23 protein-coding genes are annotated in these 25723 nt (G+C 49.5%); 10 read left to right on the top strand and 13 right to left on the bottom strand.

Annotated features, from left to right (window positions below):
* Positions 1 to 2: 2 nt before the first annotated feature.
* On the bottom strand, positions 3 to 476 hold the full coding sequence (locus DRJ53_RS03390) for a 23S rRNA (pseudouridine(1915)-N(3))-methyltransferase RlmH (protein WP_114234149.1): 474 nt from the start codon (positions 474 to 476) through the stop codon (positions 3 to 5).
* Positions 477 to 627: 151 nt separating this feature from the next.
* Between DRJ53_RS03390 and DRJ53_RS03385 the strand changes: the two genes are divergently transcribed.
* Both DRJ53_RS03385 and DRJ53_RS03380 read left to right on the top strand, forming a co-directional pair.
* Positions 628 to 2169 carry a hypothetical protein gene (locus DRJ53_RS03385; RefSeq protein ID WP_123893337.1) on the top strand — a complete coding sequence of 514 codons (1542 nt, stop codon included), beginning with the start codon at positions 628 to 630 and terminating at the stop codon, positions 2167 to 2169.
* A 349-nt stretch (positions 2170 to 2518) separates the two neighbouring features.
* Positions 2519 to 2914, top strand: coding sequence for a hypothetical protein (locus tag DRJ53_RS03380; protein ID WP_114234147.1), 396 nt, complete (start codon positions 2519 to 2521; stop codon positions 2912 to 2914).
* Positions 2915 to 2950: 36 nt separating this feature from the next.
* On the opposite strand, the gene DRJ53_RS03375 is transcribed toward DRJ53_RS03380, so the two are convergent.
* Positions 2951 to 3160 (bottom strand): hypothetical protein, encoded by a 210-nt coding sequence (locus tag DRJ53_RS03375; RefSeq protein ID WP_114234146.1) that lies wholly within the window; start codon positions 3158 to 3160, stop codon positions 2951 to 2953.
* Positions 3161 to 3224: 64 nt separating this feature from the next.
* Here DRJ53_RS03375 and DRJ53_RS03370 point away from each other — a divergent pair, with 64 nt between their 5' ends.
* A complete protein-coding gene (locus DRJ53_RS03370) occupies positions 3225 to 4232 on the top strand; it encodes a transglutaminase domain-containing protein (protein ID WP_114234145.1) in 1008 nt (335 codons plus the stop codon).
* A 30-nt stretch (positions 4233 to 4262) separates the two neighbouring features.
* Here DRJ53_RS03370 and DRJ53_RS03365 read toward each other — a convergent pair whose 3' ends face one another.
* The 6 genes from DRJ53_RS03365 to DRJ53_RS03340 all read right to left on the bottom strand — a co-directional run bounded on the left by DRJ53_RS03365 (position 4263) and on the right by DRJ53_RS03340 (position 10990).
* Entirely contained in the window at positions 4263 to 4574 is a 312-nt protein-coding gene (locus DRJ53_RS03365; RefSeq protein WP_114234144.1) for a hypothetical protein, read from the bottom strand.
* A 137-nt stretch (positions 4575 to 4711) separates the two neighbouring features.
* On the bottom strand, positions 4712 to 5272 hold the full coding sequence (locus DRJ53_RS03360) for a gluconate 2-dehydrogenase subunit 3 family protein (RefSeq protein WP_114234143.1): 561 nt from the start codon (positions 5270 to 5272) through the stop codon (positions 4712 to 4714).
* A gap of 217 nt (positions 5273 to 5489) precedes the next feature.
* Positions 5490 to 6938 (bottom strand): Gfo/Idh/MocA family protein, encoded by a 1449-nt coding sequence (locus tag DRJ53_RS03355; protein ID WP_114234142.1) that lies wholly within the window; start codon positions 6936 to 6938, stop codon positions 5490 to 5492.
* A gap of 75 nt (positions 6939 to 7013) precedes the next feature.
* Complete coding sequence (locus DRJ53_RS03350; protein WP_114234141.1) at positions 7014 to 8714, bottom strand: GMC oxidoreductase; 1701 nt, start codon at positions 8712 to 8714, stop codon at positions 7014 to 7016.
* A 61-nt stretch (positions 8715 to 8775) separates the two neighbouring features.
* A complete protein-coding gene (locus DRJ53_RS03345; RefSeq protein ID WP_338323174.1) occupies positions 8776 to 9540 on the bottom strand; it encodes a hydroxypyruvate isomerase family protein in 765 nt (254 codons plus the stop codon).
* 208 nt (positions 9541 to 9748) lie between these two features.
* A complete protein-coding gene (locus DRJ53_RS03340; protein ID WP_114234139.1) occupies positions 9749 to 10990 on the bottom strand; it encodes an MFS transporter in 1242 nt (413 codons plus the stop codon).
* A 291-nt stretch (positions 10991 to 11281) separates the two neighbouring features.
* Between DRJ53_RS03340 and DRJ53_RS03335 the strand changes: the two genes are divergently transcribed.
* From DRJ53_RS03335 to DRJ53_RS03320, 4 genes are all read left to right on the top strand, one after another.
* Complete coding sequence (locus tag DRJ53_RS03335) at positions 11282 to 12439, top strand: Gfo/Idh/MocA family protein (protein ID WP_114234138.1); 1158 nt, start codon at positions 11282 to 11284, stop codon at positions 12437 to 12439.
* A 111-nt stretch (positions 12440 to 12550) separates the two neighbouring features.
* Complete coding sequence (locus DRJ53_RS03330) at positions 12551 to 13603, top strand: sugar phosphate isomerase/epimerase family protein (RefSeq protein WP_114234137.1); 1053 nt, start codon at positions 12551 to 12553, stop codon at positions 13601 to 13603.
* Between the two features lie 26 nt (positions 13604 to 13629).
* A complete protein-coding gene (locus DRJ53_RS03325) occupies positions 13630 to 14043 on the top strand; it encodes a c-type cytochrome (RefSeq protein ID WP_114234136.1) in 414 nt (137 codons plus the stop codon).
* Between the two features lie 3 nt (positions 14044 to 14046).
* Positions 14047 to 14784, top strand: a complete 738-nt coding sequence (locus tag DRJ53_RS03320) for a 3-keto-disaccharide hydrolase (protein WP_114234135.1) — start codon at positions 14047 to 14049, stop codon at positions 14782 to 14784.
* Positions 14785 to 14846: 62 nt separating this feature from the next.
* On the opposite strand, the gene DRJ53_RS03315 is transcribed toward DRJ53_RS03320, so the two are convergent.
* The 3 genes from DRJ53_RS03315 to pfkA all read right to left on the bottom strand — a co-directional run bounded on the left by DRJ53_RS03315 (position 14847) and on the right by pfkA (position 19114).
* Positions 14847 to 16232 carry a vanadium-dependent haloperoxidase gene (locus tag DRJ53_RS03315; RefSeq protein ID WP_241558440.1) on the bottom strand — a complete coding sequence of 462 codons (1386 nt, stop codon included), beginning with the start codon at positions 16230 to 16232 and terminating at the stop codon, positions 14847 to 14849.
* Positions 16233 to 16523: 291 nt separating this feature from the next.
* Positions 16524 to 17975 (bottom strand): pyruvate kinase, encoded by a 1452-nt coding sequence (pyk, locus tag DRJ53_RS03310; protein ID WP_241558438.1) that lies wholly within the window; start codon positions 17973 to 17975, stop codon positions 16524 to 16526.
* Between the two features lie 155 nt (positions 17976 to 18130).
* Entirely contained in the window at positions 18131 to 19114 is a 984-nt protein-coding gene (pfkA, locus tag DRJ53_RS03305; RefSeq protein WP_175580731.1) for a 6-phosphofructokinase, read from the bottom strand.
* A 496-nt stretch (positions 19115 to 19610) separates the two neighbouring features.
* On the opposite strand from pfkA, the gene DRJ53_RS03300 reads away from it, so the two are divergent.
* Together DRJ53_RS03300 and DRJ53_RS03295 are read left to right on the top strand one after the other, a co-directional pair.
* Complete coding sequence (locus tag DRJ53_RS03300) at positions 19611 to 20156, top strand: hypothetical protein (RefSeq protein WP_123893335.1); 546 nt, start codon at positions 19611 to 19613, stop codon at positions 20154 to 20156.
* Between the two features lie 109 nt (positions 20157 to 20265).
* Complete coding sequence (locus DRJ53_RS03295; RefSeq protein ID WP_114234130.1) at positions 20266 to 21171, top strand: SDR family oxidoreductase; 906 nt, start codon at positions 20266 to 20268, stop codon at positions 21169 to 21171.
* Here the strand turns inward: DRJ53_RS03295 and DRJ53_RS03290 are convergent.
* Both DRJ53_RS03290 and DRJ53_RS03285 read right to left on the bottom strand, forming a co-directional pair.
* On the bottom strand, positions 21168 to 22487 hold the full coding sequence (locus DRJ53_RS03290; protein ID WP_114234129.1) for an erythromycin esterase family protein: 1320 nt from the start codon (positions 22485 to 22487) through the stop codon (positions 21168 to 21170). The genes DRJ53_RS03295 and DRJ53_RS03290 overlap by 4 nt on opposite strands.
* 6 nt (positions 22488 to 22493) lie before the next feature.
* The gene (locus DRJ53_RS03285) at positions 22494 to 23552 is read right to left on the bottom strand and encodes an AI-2E family transporter (protein WP_114234128.1); all 1059 of its coding nucleotides are present in this window, start codon (positions 23550 to 23552) and stop codon (positions 22494 to 22496) included.
* A gap of 207 nt (positions 23553 to 23759) precedes the next feature.
* Between DRJ53_RS03285 and DRJ53_RS03280 the strand changes: the two genes are divergently transcribed.
* Positions 23760 to 25601 carry an ABC transporter ATP-binding protein gene (locus DRJ53_RS03280; protein ID WP_114234127.1) on the top strand — a complete coding sequence of 614 codons (1842 nt, stop codon included), beginning with the start codon at positions 23760 to 23762 and terminating at the stop codon, positions 25599 to 25601.
* Positions 25602 to 25723 lie beyond the last annotated feature (122 nt).

Raw genomic sequence — 25723 nt, 5'->3', positions numbered from 1 at the left:
GGTTACTCGTGGTGGTATTTTTCGTTGCGCAAAATGGTGCAGGCACGATACACCTGCTCGGCTAAGATAAGCCGTACCAACTGATGTGGAAATGTCAATTGCGAAAGTGACCATTGGTGTTTTGCTTTTTGCAGTACTGCTTCGTCAAGTCCGTAAGCACCACCAATCAAAAACACCACTTGCCGTACACTTTCATTGGCTCGTTGCTGGATAAACTGCGCCAGCCCTTCCGACCGGAATGGTTTGCCCCGCTCGTCCAGCACACACAGGTAATCATCGGGCCGTAGCAGCTGCAACACAATTGCACCCTCCTTTTTCTTTAGTTCAGCCTCAGGCAGCAGCCCCGAATTTTTTGGCGGCGCAATGATCTGCCATTCCACCGGGTAATATTTGCCGATCCTTTTGGTAAAATTGTCGATGCCCTGCAGCACATAAGGCTCATGGCTTTTGCCCACCGACCAGAAACTGATCTTCATGCAGCGAATGTAACGCCTCCGCCACAAAACGTTGTTTTGTCGGCTTTCGATGGCGTTGTTTTATAAAAATGCATTGTGGTGTTTAAAAAGTGCCGTTGAAAATTTTGGGGAAATGCGGGCCCGGCAAGTCATTTGTATAGCTACAAACAGAATGGCTAAGCTTAACGAATATATCCTCATTCGGGGCCTGCGCAAGGCCCAACGCATCGAAACAGCTTTTTACCTGAAAAGCTCACTTATGTTTTTGCTGCTGGCCCTCGTGCTGCAGGCGCCTGCCGGTACCCCCCACCAACCCGTGGGTCCGGCGGCCGATTCTATTACCGTTGCGGCCAGCGCCAAATACAAGCCCACCCTCATGCGCCGCATTTTCATTGGAAATAATTACCGGCAGGTTTGGAGTACGCCGGTGCGCATGCCGGTCTTCGACCTGAAAGCCTCAGGTTTGAAGGTCACAGAGTTGGGCGGCGGCCAACAAACAAAATCATTGCAACTCGTTGATAAAGCCGGGGTGGAGTGGGTGCTGCGCACCGTAGATAAAGATGTGGAAAAAGCGCTGCCTCCCAAGCTACGCGGTACGCTGGCGCAAACGTTGGTCCAAGACATGATTTCGGCTGCACATCCGTATGCACCATTGGTGGTAGCACATATGGCCAAGGCCATCGGTGTTTCCGCACCTGATCCACAACTGTTTTATATTCCTGATGATCCCGCATTTGGCGAACACCAGAAAATATTTGCCGGCCAGGTGGTGTTTTTGGAAAAACGCAATCCCACGACGGATGATTCCGACTCGAAAAGCACCGCTACTGCGCAGGAGAAACTGGGCGAAGATGAAGACCGGCTTATACTGCAGCGCCAGGTTTTGAAAGCAAGGCTCCTCGACATGCTCATTGCCGACTGGGACCGCCATGCCGACCAATGGCGCTGGGGCATCCTTGATTCGGCCGGGGCAAAATATTATTACGCCATCCCGCGTGACCGCGACCAGGCTTTTTTTCAAAGCAGCGGCCTTATTCCCCGGGTTGGGAAAGCCGTGGCAATGAAGCACCTCAACTGGTTTAAGGCCAAGACAAAAGGCCTGCCCAGCCTTAATTATAAAAGTCGCGAATTTGATCCCATCTTTTTGAACGACTTAGATGCAGGAGAGTGGCGCCAGGTGATTGAAGAGTTCCAGGCACAGCTTTCCGATGCGGTGATTGATGCGGCGGTGGCCCGCATGCCTGCGCCGGTTGTGGCAAAAAGCGGCGACTTTTTAAGATCCCGGTTAAAAAGCAGGCGCAACACTCTGATGCGGCCCGTGATGGATTATTACAAACAAGTGGCTGCAGAGGTGCAGGTTTGGGGAACAAAAAAAGCTGAACTGTTTACCGTTACACCAGAAAATAACGGCATCCGGGTGCAGGTGTTTGCATTGGATAAGGCCGGAAAGCAAGGCCTGCAGCGTTACAACCGGTTTTTCCCCGCAGGTGAAACGCGTTACCTGCACTTGGAAGGTTTAGGAGGTAAAGACCGGTTTCAAATCGGAAACGTACCGCAGGGTGCCCCAGTGGTGCATGTGTACGGCATGGACGGCAACGACCTGATCGACATTGCGGAAAAGAACGACAAAAAAATAAAATTGCATTTTGAAAGCCTGGGCGCAGCCCCGGTAGTGGCGCAGAAACCGGCGGAAGAGGCGGAGGGTAAAAACTAATTTTTTTAGCAAATAGCAATGGCTTATTTTTGAATCCTACTTTTTCTTTGTTCCTTTTTTAGAAAAAAGTGGGTTAGTTGTTTGGCCCTGCCTGTTGAGGCAGGGCTTCTTTTTTGGCGTCAGCAAGGCCAGGGTATCTCACTGACTATAATCACATGTTTGTTTTACACTGCTATTACTTGTTTGAAAACCAATGTAATAACCGCATATGAGTTGAATCTTTCCGCCGGTTGATGCACATCAGCATACAAGAAGTTCAGCAGGGGCAATTTTGCTATATACAATTGAACGGGGCATACAGCCAAGCCTCAATTCAGTTATTCATTGACTCACCTTAAATGCTAAAGACATGTTGCTTGAAATAGATGACTGGCGGACCGTTGGAGACCTGCAATACCGGTTCAACAAATGCTTCCCTTATCTTACCCTGCAAATTTTTGATGCCAATGAAGACCGTTCACTGAGCCGGCCAATGGCTGGCGGTACCCTGCTGGAACTGGTGCGGAAAGTGCACCACCAGGGCGTGCTCAGCATCAAAAGCTGGTTTACCAAAAGCGAGGTAGAACACCTGATCCGCGAAAACTTCGGTGTAGTGGCTAAAGTAGTGCCCGCACATGAGGGGCTCGAGTTTTCCCGCAAAGATTGTAACCAAGCCACGCTGGCCGAACTGAGCCTAACCGTAGCTGGTTGGCAAAGCCAATTCAATGCAAAGTTGAAGCCGGTGGAGGAGTTGGTGGAAATTTAAACCCTTTCTAAAAACCGTTCCGGAGCGTTAGATAATTTATACCACTTGAAATGATGCGTTTTTATCACGCATCGTTTCAAGTGGTTTTTTGCGTTGTGCCCGTTTACACGGCAGACTAAAACCGGGACCAATGTAACAACGCAATTTTCCGCACATCTTTTTATTAACTTTAATACAGCCCCGCTGAAAAATATCAACCGGTGCGCTGAATTTTGCGCTTGCACTTAATGCGTTTTCTGGCGGCATTTAATTAAATGTGGCTGCGCCTTTTTGGTAAATTTTGGTGTGTTGGAAAAATAGTGTTTTGGGAATGCGGTTTGCCTTCTTCATATTTTTTACGGGTTTATTCTGCAACAGCGCACTGGCGCAAGAAGCACCTTCAGCTGCGGCCCGGCTGGCACATGAACTGACGCGGAACAGCAAAACCGAACGCCAAAAGGCCGATGCCATTTTCTATTGGATCACTGGCAACATCAGTTATAAAGTTTCCGGCCCATTTGCCGCAACCCGCAGCAGGCGCCAGCAAAGTAATTTTGAAGACGACGATACTTCCACCGTTTTGCCACCGCTCGACCAGCGGGTGGCCGAACTGGTGTTGCAAAAAGGCGAAGCCGTTTGCGATGGCTATGCGCGGCTGTTCAAGGTGCTGTGTGACCATGCCGGGCTGGAGGCGGTGGTGATTAATGGTTATGCCCGAACCGGCAGCGGCGGTCAGGGAAGGTTTTTCCGCGCCAATCATTCGTGGAACGCGGTGCGCATCGACAGCATTTGGTACTTGCTGGATGCTACTTGGGCCAGCGGCTTTACCAATATGCGCGGCGACCAGTTTTTTCGGCAGTTGGACAGCCGCTATTACCTCGCTGATCCGCAATCTTTTATCCGCGACCATTACCCAGAGGATCCGGGCTGGACCTTGCTGCCCGACCAGCCGCTGATCCGGGAGTTTCAGCAGACGCCGTTCAAGCACACATCTTTTGTGCGCCAGCAAATCAAAAGTTTTAGCCCGGCCATTGGCATTATCGAAGCGGCTTTGGGCGATACTGTTTTAATTGAATTGGAAACGTACGAGCAGGAGAAAAAACTGGAGGTTTGGGACCAGCCTTTTGGCGACCCGCGGCGGCACACCGGCCCGGTTTGGCGCAACTATCCTGAAAAGCCACTTTTGGTAAACGGTGCCCGGGTAGCCTACTTGTATGTGGTGCATTCGCCACAAGTTCAGTGGTTGTACGTGGTGCTCAATGGCGAAAGTGTTTTGCAGTATCGGCTCAATATTAGACAGCCATTGGCTGCTGCCCAAAATAAAGAAGCCGCTTACTAGAGCGGCCTCTTTATTCAGTATTGAATACTTCTAAATAGTCTGCAATTCAGATTCCTCGATCAGTTTTTCAATCTCCACATCATTCAGTTCGGTGCACATGCGGCACAGTGCAATAAATGCCTCCAGGTCGTCGTGGTGAATAGCAAAACGCGAAAGCTTGAATGTTTCGAATGGTTTACAAGATTCATCCAATGGCTTTTCGTAAAGCGTGCAACCCTGGATGCCTTGTTTGGGATGAAAATAAACATGGGTAATGCGGTATTGATCATCCTTTTTTACCCATTTATCCGGCGCAATTTGCTCCGGCCTTCCCTCGTCGTTGATGCAAATACAATTAACCATATAGTTGTGCCCTTTGGGGCTGCAAATATACAACAGCTGCGCAGCAAGTTTTCAACGCCATTTTTCATTTGGGTTCACACAAAAAAAGCTGCTTCGCAAATTGCAAAGCAGCTTTCGAATTTAACGGGATAAATACTTTAGGTGTACGCTTTTTCGCCTTTTTGATACGGCACACAGCCTTTGTAACTGCCGGGAACGGGGATATGCCGGCGGGCTTGCGTGGAGCCGATCTCGGAGGTGAAATACCCGAGCAGGGTCAATTCTTTCATCATCCGGAAATAATGCGCCGGGTCTTCGGGCTTTTTCTTTCCGGCGTAATCTTTTTGCTCTGCATCGAGGGCCACCAATAATTCATGGCGCTGCTGCGGAGTCAATTGCACAAACACGTTGTCGTGTTTGTCTTTTGCCAAAGCATTCAGTTTGTCCATTCCCTCGCGGAACACTTTTTGGTCGCGTTCCTCGTAGCAGTCGTTTACCATCACGGTCATAAACTGCCCAACCTGTGCTGCTTTAGCGCCGGGGGTGCCGGTTGTAGGTAAAATAGTATCCGCGATTTCATCGAGGTAAGCTATGTCCTCGGGTTTCCATTCGGTGGGTTTGCCGGTTTCAGTTTTACAACCGGTCAGCAGGGCGCTGGAGCCCACCATTGCGCCGCCCAATAACAGGGCAATATGTTGTACCGCTTCTCTTCTGTTCACGATAATGTGTTTTAAAGTTTTTGATCTGGGTTGAAAGGCGTGAAAGGTGAATGGTAAATTGTGAATGTTGTATGTTTTCGACGATCAATAATTAATAATTATTAATTATTGATTATTGGGCTTTCAAATGCAAGTAGCAAGAAATTGAACGCCGCTAACCAGTAATTAATAATTCAATAATTAATAATCACAATCATCCATCATCCATCATCCTCTTCTACGCTTTCAAACTATACCCTTGCCGGTATTCGCGTTTTACCCATTGGTTTACATCGTCGAAATTGGTCACTTTCATCTGTGCATTGTCCCACACCAGTTTCAGGCCGCGACCGGGGAAGCTGAACCGGTTGTTTTCTAGTGGCTTCCTGATGTCGTGTGCCCGGATGGCGAGGTTTGCCATCAACAGCAGCTCGGTCAGCGGGCCCGCCACTTCAAATGGTGAACTTACCTGGCCCTTGCCATGCCCGGCAATACAGGCTTCCACCCATTGTGCATAATGCCCTTCAGCGCCGCCGGCAACACGAGGGTCCACCTGTTTTACTTTGGTTTCTTTTGTTTTGGAAGTGGGCAGCAATTGCGGATTTTGTCCATAGGTTCCGCACATCATTTTGCCTTTTGTGCCGATAAATAGGGTGCCGTTTCCGCCGTCGCCAAACACTTCGTTTGGTCCTAATTCTTCGGGCCGTTCAGGCTGTATACCGCCATCCATCCAATGCACTTTTACCTCGCCTTTTGTTTTGGCTGTTTTCGGAAATGTAAGCGTAACGTGGCTAGAAGGAGGGAAGCTTTCAGGAAAATAACCGCGTTTGAATTCATCAACATACACCGAGCCTACCGAGGCCTGTACATCTTTTGCGTAGCGCAGGTCCAGCACACGGAAAGCCGGCTCCAACATGTGGCAACCCATATCACCGAGGGCGCCAGTGCCGTATTCCCACCAGCCGCGCCAGTTAAAAGGCACCAGTTTGTCGATGTAATCGCGGTAGGGAGCAGTACCGAGCCACAGGTCCCAATCGAGTTCTTTGGGTACTTCGGCTTTTGCTTTAGGCCACTCAATACCCTGCGGCCACACGGGGCGGTCGGTCCAGGAGTAAATGGTGTGCACATCGCCAATAAGGCCGGCTTCAAACCAGTCTTTCATCAGGCGGGTGCCGTCGCCGGAAGCACCCTGGTTGCCCATTTGCGTAATCACCTTGTAGCGCTTTGCAGCTTCGGTCAGCACACGGGCTTCGTAAATGTCGTGGGTCAGCGGCTTTTGCACATACACGTGTTTACCCAGTTGCATTGCTGCCAGCGTTTGCACCGCGTGGTTATGATCGGGGGTCGATACAGAAACCGCGTCGAAGCTTTTTGATTCCTTGTCGAACAGCTCACGCCAGTCTTTGTAATATTTTGCTTTAGGGAAACGCTTTACTGAAGTGGCTGCACGGCGGTCGTCCACATCAACAAGGTAGCCGATGTCGGCCTTGCCGCTTTTGAAAAAACTGTTGATGTCACTTTCACCCTTGCCACCTACACCGATGCCGGCTACCACTAAGCGGTCGCTGGGTGCCAGGAAGCCTCGGCCTAAAACGTGGCGGGGAACAATAAAAAAACCTGCTGCGGCCAAACCCGCATTTTTGATAAAACTCCTGCGTGAGTTTTGCGGTTGTTGTTCTTTATTCATGACAAGGTTGTTGGGCGTTAGAATTTACGAGCAAGAATTGATTTGTACTTCAAAAATTAATTTGCCAAAGGCGGTTTATGCCTGCAGCCGCACTTTATCAAATGTTCCTTTTTTCAACTCCTTTACGGCGTAGTCGGCGGCACGGGCGGTCAGCGCCATATAAGTAAGCGATGGGTTTACGCAAGCTGCAGAAGTCATGCAGGCGCCATCTGTTAAAAATACATTGGGCGCATCCCACACCTGGTTGTTGCCATTGAGCACCGATGTTTTCGGGTCGCGACCCATGCGGGCAGTGCCCATCTCATGGATGCCCTGGCCCATATAGTAAGTGTTGTCAAAAGGCTTCACATCTTTCAGCCCGGCGGCTTCCAACATGGCCACAGCTTCGCCGGTCATGTCCTTGCGCATTTTTTCTTCGTTCTCTCGGATAGTAGCATCAATGGCAAGCACCGGCAGACCCCATTTATCTTTCTTCGTTTTGTCGAGGCTGATCCTATTTTCGTGGTAGGGCAAAATTTCGCCGAAGGCGGTAATACCCATGGTCCACGGCCCTGGTTCGCCCAGCGCATCTTTAAAGTCGCCGCCAATGGCCATTTCAGCCACATCGCGGTTCCAGCCCTGGCGGCTGGCGCTGCCCTGGTAGCCAAAGCCACGCAGATAGTCGCGTTTGTCGGAGCCTACGTTTTGGAAACGCGGAATATAAATGCCGTTTGGCCGGCGGCCATAATAATATTTGTCGTCGTAACCTTCGGCACGGCCGGATGCACCGAGGCGGAAATGGTGGTCCATCAGGTTGTGGCCCAACTCGCCGCTGCTGCTGCCCAACCCGTCGGGCCAAATGTCGGTGGCCGAGTTCATCAGCACCCAGGTGGAGTTCATTGCCGAGGCGTTGAGGAAAATGACTTTTGCAAAATAGTCGTAGGTTTTATTGTCCTGCGCATCTACAATGCGTACACCTTTGGCCAGGCCGGTGTCTTTATCGTAAATAATTTCTTTTACAATCGACCAGGGGCGCAGCGTCAGGTTGCCTGTTTTTTCTGCCGCTGGGAGGGTAGAAGATTGTGTACTGAAATATGCGCCAAACGGGCAGCCCAGCCAGCATTTGTTGCGGTACTGGCAATTGGTGCGGCCCGTCAGTGGCTGGGTAATATTTGCCGTGCGGCCAATGGTCAGCAGGCGCTGGCCTTTCCAATGCGCTTTAATGCGGTCGGCAACGTCTTTTTCCACGCAGTTGAGTTCCATGGGTGGCTGAAAATCACCATCGGGCAATTGTGGTAGTCCATCGCGGTTGCCGCTAACGCCGGCAAATTTTTCTGCGTAGCTGTACCAGGGCGCAATGTCTTTGTAGCGGATAGGCCAATCCACGCCGATGCCTTCTTTTGCATTGGCTTCAAAATCGAGGTCGGAAAAACGGTAGCTCTGCCGGCCCCAGGTAAGCGAACGGCCGCCTACATGATAACCACGGAACCAGTCGAACCGCTTGGTTTCGGTGTAGGGACTTTCTTTTTCATTTACCCAAAAGTCGAGGTTCATTTCGTTCAGCGGGTAATCTCGTTTCAGCACGGGATAATCCTCGATCATTTGCTGGGTGCGGCCTCCACGGTGCGGAAACTGCCACAATTCCTTGTTGGCACTGACGTAATCCTTCACGTGCTTAACATCGCGGCCCCGCTCCAGCATGATGGTTTTGAGGCCTTTTTCGCAGAGTTCTTTGGCGGCCCAGCCACCCGAGATGCCGGAGCCCACTACAATAGCGTCGTAAACGTTGGTTGCCATATGGCGTAATCGTTATAAGGTGTACAAAAGAGGTAAAGCAGATGTTGAATGTACTGTTTTATCAAACATCACAGATGCTGATGGCCTTTCTTAATGAAGCAATTTTATCATCGGCCGCCGGGATAAACTCTTGGGCCAGGTATCCTTTGAAACCGGTTTGCACAATGGCTTTGATGATGGCAGGGTAATACAACTCCTGCGACTCGTCGATTTCGTGGCGGCCCGGCACACCGCCGGTGTGGTAATGACCAATGCACTGATGGCTCTGCTGGATCGTTCGGATCACATCGCCTTCATCGATCTGCATGTGGTAAATGTCGTAGAGCAACTTGAAGTTTTCGGAACCGATTTTTTTACAAAGTGATACGCCCCACGCTGTGTGGTCGCACATATAATCGGCGTGATCCACCTTGCTGTTGAGGAGCTCCATGATCAGCGTTACGCCTTTTTGCTCGGCATGCGCCATGATCTTTTTTAAACCGGTAGCACAATTGTTCATGCCGGTTTCATCGTCCATGCCCTTGCGGTTGCCGCTAAAGCAAATCAGGTTTTTGTAGCCGGCTGCAGCTACCAGGTCGATGTGTTCGTTGTATTGTTTGATGAGGCGGTCGTGGTATTGCGGGTCGTTCCAACCCTCGGTGAGGCTTATTTCCGCACCATTGCACATGCTGGAGAAGATGCCGTGCTTTTTAAGTGTTGGCCAGTCTTTGGGACCAACCAAATCAATGGCCGCAATGCCGATGTCTTTTACCGTGGTGCACAATTGCTCCAGCGGCATAAAGCCATAAGTCCAGCGGCAAACTGAATGTTGGATATTATTTTTCAAACGTTTTGTTTTAGAGTTGGCGCAGGAAGCAGCAAAACCGGGTAATGCCACAGCTGCAAGGCTTCCTGCAGCCAACTGTTTGATCAGATCTCTGCGATGGTATTGTGCCATTTAGCTGAATTACGAATTACATTTTTGTATTGCACAATTCAATGATGGAACGACAATAAAGAACAACGCGTATCTGGCAAGATACTTTGTGAAATAACTAGTGCACTGCCATGGTCATTTCGCTTTCGGTAATGCGCTTGGTATTTTTTTGCCAGAAGAAAAAGATTGTAAATAATACGATGAGGATTGCAGGGAACGCCAGCATCTTCATCAAAGTGTCCTGGCCGGTTGCCAGTTCCAGCGCATCGCCGGTAAGACCAGCCGCGGCGCTTTTTTCACGGGCACTGTCAATCCAGCCACCGATGATGGGCTGCCAAATGGCGGTTGAAAACATACCTACACCACCAACAATAGACATACCCAATGCGCTGCTTTTTGGAACACGGTGCGCCACCGAACCGATCATTACGGGCCAGAAGTAGCAGATGCCCAATGCGAAAACAATTGCAGCAACATACGTCATCGGGCCGGTGATGGTGCTGAACATATAAATACCAATGGCAGTAAGAACAGCGCCTGCAAGCAGCACACCGGTTTGCCCCAAACTGGCAACTACGGGGCCTGCAAACCAGCGGCCTACAGCAGCAATGCCAAATGTCAAAGCCAGGATGAGCAGGGGCTCAGCGCCGCTGGCCACCAAGATAATGCTTACCCATTGGTTAGGACCGAACTCGGAGATAGCGGTCAACGCCATGGCGAAAAACAGGAATATAAACACCGGGCTCAGCATCGCTTTAAAATTGGTGGAAAGCGAGTTGGCATCTTCGATCTGTGATTTCGGAAATGTTTTTCCAAAAAACAAAACGGCATAAATAACAGTAGGGATCATTGTTACCCACATTTGCGCCTGCCAGCCAAAGCCCATTCTGGTCATACCCAATGAAATGAGCGAACCGAGCAGGATGCCGCCGGGGAACCACATGTGGAAGCGGGAAAGCATCTTTTGCATCTTAACACCTGAATACATGTCGGCAATCATCGGGTTACAAGCTGCTTCGGTACAACCGTTACCAATACCAATAAATAAGGTGGAAATAAGCAAGGTGGAATAACCGCCTGCATAGATAGTGAGCAGGATACCCAATGTGTGACAAACCAGTGCCACCAGCATGATGTTCTTAGGGCCGAATGTGTGGTACACCAGTCCGCCAATGATCATGGAAATAGGAAAGCCAAGGAACCACATGGAGTTGATGAAGCCAAGTTGTTCGGCAGAAAGACCAAACTGTTCGCCTAATTGCGGAAGAATACCTGCACGAATGGAAAATGTAAAAGCAGTGGTGATGAGTGCAAAGCAACTTCCGTTAAACAAGGCACTTTTGTTAACGTTCTCGTTCATTTGGTTATACGTTTTAATCGAAGGTTTATTTTAGAAAGATGCGAAAAGGAGTACGACGGAGTTGATGCTGCAAAGATGGCTACGGCTGACCGGCTTCATAATAGGCAAACGTTAGGGTGGTGAAAGAAAAAAAGAGTGGTTAAATGTAAATGTTTATTTTTAAAAACCTGTACCGTTGCAGGGCTATTTGCAATAGTTTTCCACGCCATTTATGTTGACAAATATTTTTCACATTTTGCGCATGATGGCCTTTATTCACGCATAATTTCTGAATACCTAAACGCCATGACGATGAACAGAAAACTTAGAATGGGTATGATCGGTGGAGGCAAGGATGCCTTCATTGGAGCCATTCACCGCATTGCTGCCAATTCCGACGGATTGATTGAGCTGGTTTGCGGAGCACTCAGCATCAACCAGGAAATTGCTGTCGACAGCGGCCGTTCGCTCTTTTTGGAAGAAAGCCGCATTTACACCACCTGGGAGGAAATGCTGGAAAAAGAAAGCGCACTGCCCGAAGACAAGCGCATGGATTTCGTTACCATCGTAACACCCAACTTTGCGCATTTTGCACCGGCCATGGCTGCGCTGGACCGCGGCTTTCATGTGGTGATTGAAAAGCCCATTACTGTTTCGCTGGACGAAGCAAAACAACTGGCAAAAAAAGTAGAAGAAACTGGCCTTACACTTTGCCTCACGCATACATACACGGGTTACCCAATGGTAAAACAAGCCCGCCAGATGGTGAAAGAAGGCATGTTTGGTAAGATCCGTAAAGTATATGTTTCTTACCACCAGGGTTGGCTCAGCAAGCTTTCTGAACGTGAAGGAAACGCACAGGCCGCATGGCGCACCGATCCCAAACGTTCGGGCAAAGCCGGCGCAATGGGCGACATTGGTACCCACGCATTCAACCTTGCCGAATATATTACGGGACAAAAAGTTTCCAAGCTTTGCGCAGCGCTTAATATTGTTGTGGAAGGCCGTGCACTGGATGATGACGGTGGCGTGCTGCTGCAATTTGATGGCGGTGCAACTGGTGTGCTTACCGCAACACAGGTTGCTGCCGGTGAAGAAAATAATTTGACCATTAAAATATACGGCGAAGAAGGCGGTATTGAATGGTACCAGCAAGAGCCCAATACACTGATTGTAAAATGGCTCAACAAGCCTGCTGAGATCTATCGTGCAGGCACCGCATTCAATAGCGAGATTGCTAAAATGAATACCCGCACACCGGGCGGTCACCCCGAAGGTTACTTGGAGGCATTCGGCAACATCTACCGCAACTTTGCCCGCACCTTGCAAGGACGCATTACCGGCGAGCAAGTGGATACCGAGCAGGTTGAATTCCCATCGGTGAACGATGGCATCAGGGGTATGGCTTTCATTGACAACGTGGTGCGCAGCCACGAAAGCAATGAAAAGTGGACCACATTTGAAGTGTAATATTTTCAAGCCACAAAGACACGGAAGCATTAAGTCACACAGAGCATTACTTTGTGTGGCTTTGCTACTTTGTGCCTTTGTGGTTTTTTACTTTCTTTTAAATTAAAAGAGATGAAAACAATAAAAGGACCGGGTATTTTCCTTGCCCAGTTTCTGGGCGACCAGGCACCGTTTAATGATCTGAAAAGCATTTGTAAATGGGCCGCCGATCTTGGTTTTGTTGGTGTGCAATTGCCTACATGGGCATCGCACATTATTGACCTGCAAAAAGCAGCCGAAAGCAAAACCTACGCCGACGAACTGAAAGGAACCATCAATGAATTAGGATTGGAGATCACCGAACTTTCAACGCACCTGCAAGGCCAGTTGGTGGCCGTGCATCCTGCATACGATGCCTTGTTTGATGGCTTCGCTCCAAAAGAAGTGCATGGCAATCCCAAGGCAAGGCAGGAGTGGGCGGTACAGCAATTGAAATGGGCTGCAAAAGCGTCGCAAAACCTGGGCTTGAATGCGCATGCTACATTCAGCGGTGCGCTGCTTTGGCCTACCGTATATCCCTGGCCGCAACGTCCTGCTGGTCTGGTTGAAACTGGCTTCCGTGAACTCGGCAACCGCTGGCGTCCAATCCTCGATGCTTTTGATGAAAGCGGCGTGGATGTATGTTACGAAATTCATCCCGGCGAAGACCTGCACGATGGCATTTCGTATGAAATGTTTTTGAAAGAAGTAGACAACCATCCCCGTGCATGTTTGCTGTATGATCCATCGCATTTTGTATTGCAGTGCCTCGACTACCTCGCATATATCGACCATTACCATGAGCGCATCCGTGCATTCCATGTGAAAGACGCAGAATTCAACCCCACCGGAAAGCAAGGCGTGTACGGCGGTTACCAGGGCTGGGTAGAACGTGCCGGCAGGTTCCGTTCGCTGGGCGATGGACAGGTTGATTTCAAATCGGTGTTCAGCAAGCTCACTGCATACAACTTTGCCGGTTGGGCGGTAATGGAGTGGGAGTGTGCTATGAAGCATCCGGAAGATGGTGCAAAAGAAGGCGCTGTATTTATCAAAAACCACATCATCCGCACCACCGATAAAACCTTTGACGATTTTGCCGGAACCGGTTCCAGCGAGGAGTTCAATCGTTCGGTGCTGGGTATTTAATTAATTTTAAGCTTAAATAATTGTTCATGAAAAAAGTTTTCCTGACCCTTACTGTACTTTCCATTTTAGTTGCCTGCGGCTCCAACGAAGCGGGCAAAACGCCGGCAGAAACAGCACCCACTGCTGATGCGCCTGCAGCCACTACCGAGCCCGAAGCAGTGGACATCAGCCAGCATCCCGATTACAAAGCAGGTTTGGCACTGGAAGCAAAAAGCGATTGCGCTGCCTGCCATAAGGTGGACGATAAGCTGGTGGGTCCTTCGTTCCGCGAAATTGCCAACAAGTACACCAATGATGATTCGACCGTTTCGATGCTGGCTGATAAAATCATTTCGGGCGGCTCGGGCAATTGGGGACCTGCGGTAATGACACCGCATCCTACGCTGTCGAAAGAAGATGCGACCGCTATGGTAAAATATATTTTGTTGCTTAAAAAATAAAGCATGAAAACACCCTTAACTGCGGGCATTGCGGCAATGATGCTGCTGGCTTGCGACGGACCAAAACAAACCACCATGGAAACATCAGGCACAACCGCGGCACCCACCCAGGATGGCTGGACGATGCTATTTGACGGCACCAGCACCAAGGGCTGGCATTCGTATGGCAGCACCACCGCCGGTGGTGCATGGAAGGCGGTAGATGGTACGCTGTACTTTGACCCGGAAGCCAAAAAAGCTTTGGGCAACAACTCCGGTGGCGACCTGGTGACCAACGAAGCATATGATAATTTCCACCTGGTGTACGATTGGAAAATTGCACCGAACGGAAACTCCGGAGTGATTTTTTACGTGCAGGATGATCCGAAAAAGTACAACGCCACCTACATGACCGGCCCGGAAATGCAAGTGTTGGATAATGCTGGTCATCCGGATGCAAAGATCCACAAGCACCGCGCCGGCGACCTGTACGACCTCATTGCTTCTTCAAAAGAAACGGTGAAGCCAGCAGGTGAATGGAACACTGCGGAAATTGTTGCCAATAAGGGAAAGCTTGATTTTTACCTGAACGGTGAACACATTGTAAATACAATGATGTGGGATGATGCATGGAAGCAAATGGTGGCCAATTCCAAGTTCAAAGATTGGGAAGGCTTCAGTGCTTTCAAAACCGGCCATATTGCTTTGCAGGATCATGGCGACGCCGTGTGGTTCCGCAACATCAAAATAAAAAGGCTCTGACGAGCCTCTTTAATCTATTAGTTTGTAAAAGTGCAGCAAGTTTTTGCTGCACTTTTCTTTTTTTATTCTTCGCCTTTGGCAAATACGGTAGCCGGTTCTTCTTCTTTTTTAGCGGTGGCCCTGGCGCCGGCCTTTAGTTGCAACTGGCTTACTACATGGTTGCCAATTTTGATACCGGCGTTATATCCTTCAACTAAATCACTCCGGTAATGAATGCCACCATACAGCCGTGACATGGATGCTTCCCAGGCCGCATCATGAAATGATTGAAAGCTGCGTTCCTTGATGCCAAACTCGGTAAGGGAAGTATCGGTGTACTGGAATTTTTTACCAAAATAATGCGCCATTACTTCGGCAGCACCTGCCGAAATAACGGAGTGGCCCGATACATATGAAGGAAACGGAGGTGTTTGAATAAATGGCCGCCATTCGGGATCAAGATGTTTATTGATCACGGTTTCGGGCCGCACTGTGTTGTTGCTGAATTTCGTTTTCCAGCAAGCAATAAATCCATCAAAAAGTGCAATAGCGGTTTGCGTATAAGCAGCAACAGTCGTGTTGAAATCAGCACCGGCTTTTTGCGCAGCGATGCCTACAATATTCATCCAGTGGCCCGGCGGTGAAAACTTTTTGGTGGCAAACATCACATGCCCCTGCACATTCATGTTAAAAGGGTTGTCGTCGAAAAATTCCGCGATGTGGCGGCGTTCATCATCTAGCGAATCAACAGAGTTTTTTACCTCCATTAACTCTTTATAAAATGCGCTGTTTTTATTGGTCAAATCAAACGCCGGTGGCGGCGGTGGTGCAAACTGTGTGCAGGTATCCAACACCAATGGCCTGATATCGCACCAATGCGGTTCCATTGCCTGCGCATACATGGGCGGCGTTGGAATCCATCGGCCGTCTTCGGTACGCACTGAAAATTTTTCCGCACTGCGGGTTTGCGCATAATTGTCGCCCTTGCTCCATTTCATGATGGTGGCCGAAATAGTATCGGCAAATGCCACGGTACTGCTTAATACAGCGCGGGGCATGCCGGCTTCCCTGGCGCCCTTTTTCAGCTCGTCGTAATAATCCATCAGCACACCTTCAGGAAAAGTAACGGCGTTGCCCACTTGCACAAAAGCCAGCAAGGCTGCCAGCGGATAGTCGACCTTCTCATCGGGTGCAGGTTTGGGCATCGCCGGCAGGTGTTTGATTTGCCCCGAAAGTGACAAATAACTACTGTCGCCGGCGGCGATGCATTCATAAGCTGCGATGTTGGCGTAAGCATAGTTGCGCGAAGCCACCACCGGCGTAAAATTATTTTGCAACACCACGTCGTTCAGTTTCTTCACGGTTTTGCTATACAGCAATGGGTCGCGGGAATAAGGCTGGTAATCTTTTTCCTTGCAGGCAAAAAGCAGCAGGGCCAGCAGGCAACAATAAACAACGGACTTCATCATAATAGGTGGCTCAACGTTAGTTTGAACAGGCAATAGTGGTTACTAAAATTAAGGAAACCTGTTGAGTGTAGGCCAATTGTGCGGATTTCTTTGCATTTCACCCCTTCTATGTTTTTCTATACGGCGATGAAAATGGCCTTGCGCTGTTTATTTTGGAAAAGGAAATCGGGCAGAACGTACGCCTGACCGGCTAGTGTTGATTTTCACCAGCATCATTTTTTTACAGAAATAGAAAAACAAAAGGCCGTTCTGAATGAACGGCCTTTTGCTATATAAAAATATTACGAGAACTTAATCCACTTTGGAGATCTTGATGATGTTGGTCGGCAGGTGCTGGTCCACCGGTGTAGAACCGGTGTTGATCACCACGTCGGCCGATTTCACAAAACCGCGTTCCTGCAAAATTTTGATTTGATCGGAATGGATCGCATCCAGGCTTTCTTCCTCGCCGTAATAAAAGGCACGAACACCCCAGCTCAGGCTAAGCTGGTTTAGCAGCGTACGTTCTTTGGTGAAAATATACAGCGGCGATTTGGGCCGATACGACGACAGCATAAACGCGGTATAACCGCTTTGCGTCATACCAATGATGGCGTCAGCACGAACATCACGGGCCAGTTTACAAGCGTTGTAGCAAATGGCATCGCTCAGGAACGAAGGGGAATGGGGCTGGGGCACCAGGTCTTCTTCGCGGTTGTAGCGGTACTCGGTACGCTCCACTTCCTGGATGATCTTGCGCATGGTTTGCACCACCAGTGCAGGGTGCTGGCCTGTGGCAGTTTCGCCACTCAGCATTACCGCATCGGCACCTTCGAGCACCGCGTTGGCAACGTCGGTAATTTCGGAGCGGTTTGGTTTTACCCGGTCGATCATGCTTTCCATCATTTGTGTAGCCACAATTACGGGCTTGGCGCGGTGGATACATTTGCGGATAATGTCGCGTTGTGCCATCGGCACTTTTTCTACGGGCAGTTCTACACCCAGGTCGCCGCGGGCCACCATCACTGCGTCTGATTCCACAACAATGTTGCGGAGATCTACCAATGCAGAGGGCATTTCAATTTTGGCAATTACTTTAATGGGGCTGTCGCGTTCGCTAAGGCGGCGCTTCAGGTCGATGATATCTTCGGCACGGCGCACAAATGAAAGTGCGACCCAATCCAGCTTTTGATCGATGATGAAGTCGAGGTCGGCAATGTCTTTTTCGGTCATGGCCGGCAGCGAAATCTTGGTGTCCGGCAGGTTCACACCTTTCTTAGGCTTCAAGGTGCCGCCGTAGGTAACCACCACTTTTACATCGCCTTCAGGAGTAATTTCTGAAACCACCACTTCAATCTTTCCGTCGTCGATCAGGATCTTATTGCCTACTTCTACATCCTGGTTCAGGTTGGGGTAGGAAATGTAAATGCGCTCCATGTTGCCCACTACTTTTTCTCTCGAAGAAAAAGTAAGGATGTCGCCGGGAGCAATATCGAGGCCGCCGTTTTCAATGTCGCCAACACGCAGCTTTGGTCCCTGCAGGTCGCCGAGGATAGAAATATTGTAAGGCTCTGTTTTGTTGATGTTGCGGATGTGCTCAATGATCTGGGCTTTGTCGGCATGGTCGCCATGCGAAAAGTTGAGGCGAAACACGTTTACGCCGGCTTTTACCAGTTGCAACAGTTTGTCGTAGGTATCGCAGGCGGGGCCCACGGTAGCTACAATTTTGGTGCGGTGAAACGTGTGCTCGATACCCGCCTGCATATCCATATTTTTATGCAGGTACTTGGAAATGTTTTGTGACATAATAAGTCCCGATCTAACTGCGGAATGTGGGGCAAACTTGATGTGCTAACCTGCAGTCCGAAGTTTATTTTGTTGCGTTATAAAATCTTAAGTCGAAACGGTTATAATACGGCCTAGCTGGCCAAGATCTTTACAATCTTCATCCACTCTTCCGACACGGTGCCTTTTTTCTTGCCCACATTTTCCAGCGGCACATAGTTCATGCGGTTGTTTAAAATGCCCACAAAAACATTGTGCTTGCCTTCAACCAGGCACTCCACGGCGTGGTAGCCCATGCGGCTGGCAGTGAGGCGATCGATACAAGTAGGCGAACCGCCGCGCTGAATGTGCCCCAAAATACAAACCCGTGCATCAATGTTGGGCATCCGCTCTTTTACGGCTTTAGCCACTTCGTTGGCGCCGCCAAATTCGTCGCCTTCGGCTACTACGATCAGGTTCACCAGCTTTTTGCGCTTTTCCTTTTCCAACAGCGATTCAATTACCGCGTTGATGTCGGTTTTGCGCTCCGGGATCAGGATGCTTTCAGCGCCGGTGGCAATGCCACTGTGCAGGGCAATGTAGCCGGCGTCGCGGCCCATCACCTCGATGATAAACAGCCGGTCGTGGGCATCGGCCGTATCACGGATTTTATCAATGGCTTCTACAGCTGTATTTACGGCAGTATCAAAACCAATGGTGAAATCGGTACCTACAATATCTTTATCAATAGTGCCGGCCAGGCCAACACAGGGAATATCATATTCTTTACTCAGTGCCAGGGCTCCTTTAAAGGATCCGTCGCCACCAATTACTACCAGGCCATCGATGCCGCGTTTTGCCAGCACATCGTAGCCTTTTTTGCGGCCTTCCGGCGTATAAAATTCTTTGCAACGGGCCGTTTTTAATATGGTGCCGCCTCGCTGAATGATGTTGGCTACCGAACGGGATTCCATTTTAAAAATATCGTCTTCGATAAGGCCCTGGTAACCACGCATGATGCCGTAAACTTCCAATCCGTTGTACAGTCCCGTGCGTACCACCGCCCTTACTGCTGCGTTCATGCCCGGTGAGTCGCCACCGGAAGTTAACACACCTATGCGGTTTACTTTCTTTTGCATTATTGATCAATTTCTAACAAAACCCGAAAATGTTTGCTAATTGTTCAGTGATTAGCGGGCCAAAAATAAGGTTTTGTAATAAGTAACCACTTGACAAAAAAATAGGGTGGCTAACCTTACTCAGCTAAGCTGCCCATTTAAATGGTAACCATCAATCTATATGTAAACAAACATTAATGCCTGCCTGCAAAGGGCCGCGCATTGCTTCAAAAAGTTGCGCTGTTGTATTTAAATATGTTGGCAAAAATGATGTGCAGCAGGGGACAGGATGAGTTTAGCAAGGGTGCGCTGTTGACAAGAATCTTTACGGAAGAACAAGGAGGAACGGACGGTAAAATGTACCGCAGTTATAAAAATGGGGAATCCGTCTTAAAACTTTGAGGCAACGCCGCCACGGATACTTTGAAAGATGGCGTTAAAACCCGCTGCAGGACCGGTTTTCAGGGTGCCATAAATGGCACGGAAAATGGTGCACTATACAATACAAACACCATCTATGAAAGGCGTAGGAATTGTGGTAGTGTTGGCACTGTGTGCGGTGCTGGGCGCTTGTAATAAAGAAAACAGGGACAAGAGTTCACCCACGTTTGAGATTAAAGAGGGCAAAACTTCTATTGCGGCTTCGGCCATTTATGCCTCAGCTTGGGAAACCTTGCAGGATTGGGAAAAAGACGGTGCGACTTTTAAAACCCGCCAGCATTTGCCCATCAAACCCGAAGGCGGCAAAGTGCTCCTTTTTGCCCGCAACGTGTGGGCAGCAGATGAACCGATGGAGGAGCCGATGGATGATATAGCACTGCAATTACCTTTTAATTTTTTACCCTACACCACCCAACCCGGACTTACCGAAACCTGGGATTATCAGTTAGATGCCGACGAAGTAAAAATAGATCTGAAGGTGGCTGGTGGCGAAACCACGCCAAGGCCCGTGCAGGTACGCTGCATATACATTCCGGAAAGCTTGTGGGCAACATTGAAATCGGAAAGTGCTGAAGGGCTGGCGTACGAATCGCTGGTGAGTAAGCTGAATCTGAAGCCATAGTTTTTGCAAAACAATATTGAAGCCCCAAAGTTTTTTAACTGCGGGGCTTTTTTGTGCAGGGAAAATATAGGACTACCGACCGTTGTAACCGATGCCCTACATTTAGTACATGAAAACTGTGTTGATCACCGGCGCAAATGGGTTTGTTGGCCATTACCTGGCCGCCAAGCTGTTGCGTTGTCAATATAAAGTGATAGCTACGGCAAAAGGCGAGCAGAGGCTTTCCATCAACCATCCGCAATTTTTCTTTCAAAACCTGGATATTACCGATGAACAAGCGGTAGCGGCGGTGACGCAACGATGGAAACCGCATGTAGTCGTGCACTGTGCCGCTATGACGAAACCGGACGAATGTGAGTTAAACAAGGAAGCGGCCTGGCAGGTAAACGTAACCGGAACTGAACAATTATTGCAAAGTGCCGCTAACAACGGAAGCCCGCATTTTGTGCACCTGTCCACTGATTTTGTTTTTGCAGGCGATACTATTACTTATAATGAAGAGGATGAAGCTGCGCCGGTAAATTATTACGGTGTTACCAAGTGGGAAGCGGAGCAGAAAGTGAGGCAATACCGTGGCAATTGGACCATTGTCCGGCCTATTTTGATTTACGGACATCCACAGGCCGGGCGGTCGAACCTTTTAACCGTGGTAGCAGATGCATTAAAGGCCAGCAAAGAGGTAAAATTGTTTACCGACCAACAGCGTCGGCCTACCTATGTTGAAGACTTGGTTTGGGGGCTGGAAAAAATCATATCGCAAGGAGTTGAAGGTGTTTTTCATTTTTCCGGGAAAGACACTCTTTCGCCTTACGACATGGGCAAACGGGTGGCAGAGTATTTATCCCTTGATGCCGACTTGGTGTTGCCGGTAACTGCGTCCCAATTTCAGCAACCCGCAAGGCGCCCACCACAAACCATTTTTGACCTGCAAAAAGTTACAAACGAATTTGGGTACAAGCCCACGCCTTTTGCCGAAGGATTGCGCAAAACATTTAATCCGCCTGTAATGCGCTAAAGCCCAAAAGGATAAGTATCCGGAATTTTCTGGTTCTGCGCTTCGCCATGCAGCGGGTGCAGTGCCTTTGTTTGATCGAGGAAAATAAAGGCGTCGTAGCGGTTGGGTATAGTAGAAGGAACATAATTGCCGTACTGCTCATACAGCGGCCGGTACACCACGCCGATGGCACGATGGCCTACCCGTTCCGTTGCAAAATCGGTTTGCTGCAGCTCTTCGGAAAACAATAGTGAATTGCCCCCGCCCTGGTGGAGCAACCATTCCCAACTGCCTTCCCGGGCTTCGGGCACATCCATCACGGTTTGGTCGGCACCCCAACTGCTGCCGGCAATGACTGAACCGCTGTACGTTCCAAACCCTACTAATGCTAGCTGCTCCGGCGGATAAGCCTGCCGCACCAGCGACCCGATGTTGTGCATGCCATCATCTTGCATGGTGGTGGCACGGGCATCGCCAATATGGGTATTGTGCGCCCAAACAATCCCCTTTGAATCGGGCCCATGAAAATGCAACAGGCGGTCGAGGGTTTCTGCCATATGACTGTCGCGAACATTCCAGGAATTTGATCCACCGGCCACCATGGCGCGGTAATATTTTTCGGCATTCACCGCGATCAGCGCATTTTGCTCTGCGTTAAAAATGGCTTCATTGCCATCTTGCTGCAACTGACCTTTTCGCCGCATTTGATCCAGCAGTTTTACCACCTCATCCTCGCAGCGCTTGGGCACCAGTTGCGATGCATATGCATAGGATGTTTCATCATCGCGGTATGGGGCAAAACAGCGAAAAGCTTTTTCCGCTTGTTGCAACGCAGTTGGATCGGTGTGGGCCAGGTATTCCCGCACCGATTGCAACGAATCCCAAAGGCTATAAACGTCCAGTCCGTAAAAGCCCACTTGCGTTGGTCCTGCGAGGCTGTCGTTGTGCCGGCGCAGCCAACTTGTTAGTGCAACCATTTCCCAATTCGCCCACATCCAGGCCGGCCAGCGGTCAAAAGCCTGCAACACTTCTGCTGCTATTTCCGGCGTGCCGGGCCTGTGTTTGATAAAATTATTGACGGCGTAGCAAGCCGGCCAATCGCCTTCAACAGCAATAAAGTTGAATCCAAAATCTTTGATCAGCCGCTGGCTGATGTAGCTGCGGTAGGTGTAAAATTCATGGGTACCATGCGAAGCTTCGCCCAGCATCACGATCCGCGAAGTGCCGAGCTGCTCAATCAACGGTTCCAGGTCGGCCAACGATGACACTTGCCGGCCCACGCGGCGCAGGGTTTGCACGTTTGCAGCATCGCCTTTATGTAAAAATGAGGTGCCCATTACTTTTTATTTTGTCGTCGGCGGTGCAGCGATTTCCGGCTCTTGTTTTTTTACATACAACTCCTGCAACACCACCATCAATATGGCTACCAAAGGCGTTGCCAAAATAATACCCCAGGCGCCAAACAAGGTCCCGAATATCATTTGCCCGATCAGTATCAGGGCCGGTGGAATGGAGATCATTCTGTTTTGGATGTAAGGCGTAATGAGGTTGCTTTCCAGCGCCTGCACCAGTAGGTACAGGCCAATCACAAACAGCGGCGCATTGCCACCCATGGGCAGGCTCACCAGCACCGCGGGTATGGCCGAAATGAGCGGACCAATGTTGGGTACGAAGTTGAATAAGCCCGCAATGATGGCCAACGCAAGGGCCAGTGGCACGCCTATGATGGCAAGTCCAGCCCAGGTTAGCACGGCCACTACCAGCATGGCAAACAATTGTCCTTTCAACCATTGCCCCAAGGTGTTGCCGGTTTCTTCCATCACATGCCGGGCTTCCGGCCGTGCTTTGCGGGGCATTAGTTTTAAAAAACCGCCCACATAAGTTTGCGGCGAAATGGTGAAGAATATACCTAGGAAAAGAATTGCATAAAGATCGCCCAGCACGCCAAAAGAAGTAGTGAAAAAGCGCTGGATGGCCGGAGTCATTTTTTGCCCCGACCCACTGCTGCCCATGCCATCGATGATTTGTTTACCAACGCCGGTTTTGCCCAATTCTGATTTTGCTTGCTGCAGCAGTTGCGGCAGCTGCTCCGTTAGTTGCGCAAACTCCTGCTGTATCTGCGCACCAATAAACCAAAACACCAGCACCATCAGCAATATGGTACCGATGATAGCGGTGGCCAGACTTAGCTTTGGGCTCCAATGAAATTTACGCCGGATGAGGCCTGCAAGCCGCTGAAAGAAAACAGCTACCAGGATGGACATCAGGATTAACATCAGCACGTTCACTGCCGTGTAGCAAATCCATAAGATGAGGAATACAAGGGTGATGATCCCGGCGATTTGCCAAACTCTTTTTACAAAAGAGTCGCCATCTGTACGGAGCGGAGCTGGTTGTTGCATGTTAATGAAGCTTTGTTTGAATGGGCTCAACAAAAGCGGAAATTTTTATGCCATGCATTGGTGGAGACTTAAAAACAACCTTTTAGCTAGATATAAATTCTTTTGTTTAGCAGCATTCGCATAAGGATGATGGCATTTGCGGTTGCTTTAATTAAATGGTGTGCCCCGCCCACAGAATCCTAATTTTGCCCGTAAATAGTTTGTGCATTGAAACACCTTGCTGCCCTCAATAAATATTTCTGGAAATACCGGCTGCGCCTGGTGGTCGGTATTTTCTTCATCATTGTTTCCAATTACTTCGGTGTGCTGGCGCCGCAGGTTACGGGCTTTATCATTGATTTTGTGCAACGTTCGCTTAACCTTCCGGGTTATGTGCCGCGCAACAGTGCCGCATCTTACGACCGGCTGGTGCAATGGTTCATCCGTTGGGTGGAGGGCATGCCTGTTTCGGTAAGTTATATTGTAGCCCTCAGCGGCATCACCATTTTGGTGCTGGCGCTGCTCCGCGGGCTGTTTATGTTTTTTATGCGGCAAACCATTATTGTCATGAGCCGCCACATTGAATACGACCAAAAGAATGAAGTGTTTGGGCATTACCAAAAACTGGATGCTGCATTTTTTAAAACGCACACCACCGGCGACCTCATGAGCCGCATGTCGGAAGATGTAAGCCGGGTACGGATGTTTACCGGCCCGGCGGTGATGTACGTGGTAAACCTGGTGTCGCTGATTGGTTTAAGTTTGTATTTTATGTTTCGCCGCGATGTGGAGCTGTCGCTCTATGTGCTGGCGCCGCTGCCCATCCTGGCCGCTACCATTTATTTTGTCAACACCATCATTCACCGAAAAAGCGAAGAGTTGCAGCAAAGCCTGTCTGCACTTACAACCAATGCGCAGCAATCTTATTCAGGCATCCGGGTGATCAAATCATTTGCGCAGGAAAGTGCCATGTTTCGGTTTTTTGAGCAAAACAGTTTGACTTACCGCAGCCGCGCTACCGACCTTGCAAAAATCGAAGCGCTGTATTTTCCTTCCATGAACCTGTTCATTGGGTTGAGTACGCTGGTGACCATTATGCTGGGCGGGCTGGCTTATATTAAAGGCGACCCAAGCATTGGTGTGGATACCATCGTGGAGTTTGTGATTTATATCAACATGCTTACGTTCCCTGTAAGTGCTATTGGCTGGACCGCCTCGATGATACAGCGGGCAGCAGCTTCGCAAAAAAGACTGAACGAATTTTTACAAACAGAGCCCGCCATACAAAATGCAACGCATCCGCACCAGGCGCAAATAACTGGTGGCATCCAGTTTAGAAACGTTCAATTTGTTTATCCCAACACCGGCATTCATGCGTTGAAAGATTTTGACCTGCACATCAGGCCCGGTGAAAAAGTGGCGCTGATTGGCCGCACCGGCAGTGGCAAAACAACAGTTGCACAGTTGCTGCTGCGTTTTTTTGATCCTACGTCGGGCAATATTTTATTGGACGATACGCCGTTAACCCAAATGCCGCTCAACCACCTGCGCCAACATATTGGTTATGTGCCGCAGGATGGCTTTTTATTCAGTGATACCATTGAAAACAATATTGCTTTTGGCGCCACAACTGCCGACCGGGAGCGGGTAGAAAGCGCAGCGGCAAATGCAGCCGTGGCTGGCGAAATACAAGGCTTTGCACAACAATATGAAACGTTGGTAGGAGAGCGGGGCGTAACATTGAGCGGTGGACAAAAACAACGGGTGTCCATAGCAAGGGCGCTGCTCAAAGAAGCACCAATCCTGATTTTAGACGATGCCCTGAGCGCCGTTGATGCACGCACTGAAAAAGCCATTCTTTCAAGGTTGAGCGAATACCTGGAAGGCAAGACGGCATTATTTATTACCCACAGAATATCCACGATGATCCGGTTCGACAAGATCATTGTTTTAGAGGAAGGCCGCATTGCGGAACAAGGCACCCACGAAAGCCTGTTGTCCAGCGGTGGCCTCTACGCCGAAATGTGGTGGCAGCAACAAACTAAAGATGTAGAAGGGGAGCAGGTTTGATCGATTTCCAATCATTCCATTGCAAATTTTTTTATTTGTGAAGACTCAGTAATTGGCAAGAGAAAATGAAATTTCATTAGATATAGAAACAGCCGTTCGAACTTTTTTTGTCAGATTTGGCT

This window comes from Paracnuella aquatica (assembly GCF_003332885.2).
GTDB classification, from domain to species: Bacteria; Bacteroidota; Bacteroidia; order Chitinophagales; family Chitinophagaceae; genus Flavisolibacter; species Flavisolibacter aquaticus.
This window is presented reverse-complemented; position numbering and strand designations above follow the sequence as displayed.

Bases quoted from the DNA above. Each gene is read 5' to 3' on its own strand.
- DRJ53_RS03365 (WP_114234144.1), bottom strand. From the start codon at position 4,574: ATGGTTAATTGTATTTGCATCAACGACGAGGGAAGGCCGGAGCAAATT.
- DRJ53_RS03290 (WP_114234129.1), bottom strand. From the start codon at position 22,487: ATGGGCACCTCATTTTTACATAAAGGCGATGCTGCAAACGTGCAAACC.
- DRJ53_RS03390 (WP_114234149.1), bottom strand. From the start codon at position 476: ATGAAGATCAGTTTCTGGTCGGTGGGCAAAAGCCATGAGCCTTATGTG.
- pyk (WP_241558438.1), bottom strand. From the start codon at position 17,975: ATGCAGGCGGGTATCGAGCACACGTTTCACCGCACCAAAATTGTAGCT.
- DRJ53_RS03330 (WP_114234137.1), top strand. From the start codon at position 12,551: ATGAAAACAATAAAAGGACCGGGTATTTTCCTTGCCCAGTTTCTGGGC.
- DRJ53_RS03325 (WP_114234136.1), top strand. From the start codon at position 13,630: ATGAAAAAAGTTTTCCTGACCCTTACTGTACTTTCCATTTTAGTTGCC.
- DRJ53_RS03375 (WP_114234146.1), bottom strand. From the start codon at position 3,160: ATGCCGCCAGAAAACGCATTAAGTGCAAGCGCAAAATTCAGCGCACCG.
- DRJ53_RS03295 (WP_114234130.1), top strand. From the start codon at position 20,266: ATGAAAACTGTGTTGATCACCGGCGCAAATGGGTTTGTTGGCCATTAC.
- DRJ53_RS03340 (WP_114234139.1), bottom strand. From the start codon at position 10,990: ATGAACGAGAACGTTAACAAAAGTGCCTTGTTTAACGGAAGTTGCTTT.
- DRJ53_RS03370 (WP_114234145.1), top strand. From the start codon at position 3,225: ATGCGGTTTGCCTTCTTCATATTTTTTACGGGTTTATTCTGCAACAGC.
- pfkA (WP_175580731.1), bottom strand. From the start codon at position 19,114: ATGCAAAAGAAAGTAAACCGCATAGGTGTGTTAACTTCCGGTGGCGAC.
- DRJ53_RS03335 (WP_114234138.1), top strand. From the start codon at position 11,282: ATGAACAGAAAACTTAGAATGGGTATGATCGGTGGAGGCAAGGATGCC.
- DRJ53_RS03385 (WP_123893337.1), top strand. From the start codon at position 628: ATGGCTAAGCTTAACGAATATATCCTCATTCGGGGCCTGCGCAAGGCC.
- DRJ53_RS03315 (WP_241558440.1), bottom strand. From the start codon at position 16,232: ATGATGAAGTCCGTTGTTTATTGTTGCCTGCTGGCCCTGCTGCTTTTT.
- DRJ53_RS03350 (WP_114234141.1), bottom strand. From the start codon at position 8,714: ATGGCAACCAACGTTTACGACGCTATTGTAGTGGGCTCCGGCATCTCG.
- DRJ53_RS03380 (WP_114234147.1), top strand. From the start codon at position 2,519: ATGTTGCTTGAAATAGATGACTGGCGGACCGTTGGAGACCTGCAATAC.
- DRJ53_RS03355 (WP_114234142.1), bottom strand. From the start codon at position 6,938: ATGAATAAAGAACAACAACCGCAAAACTCACGCAGGAGTTTTATCAAA.
- DRJ53_RS03320 (WP_114234135.1), top strand. From the start codon at position 14,047: ATGAAAACACCCTTAACTGCGGGCATTGCGGCAATGATGCTGCTGGCT.
- DRJ53_RS03285 (WP_114234128.1), bottom strand. From the start codon at position 23,552: ATGCAACAACCAGCTCCGCTCCGTACAGATGGCGACTCTTTTGTAAAA.
- DRJ53_RS03300 (WP_123893335.1), top strand. From the start codon at position 19,611: ATGAAAGGCGTAGGAATTGTGGTAGTGTTGGCACTGTGTGCGGTGCTG.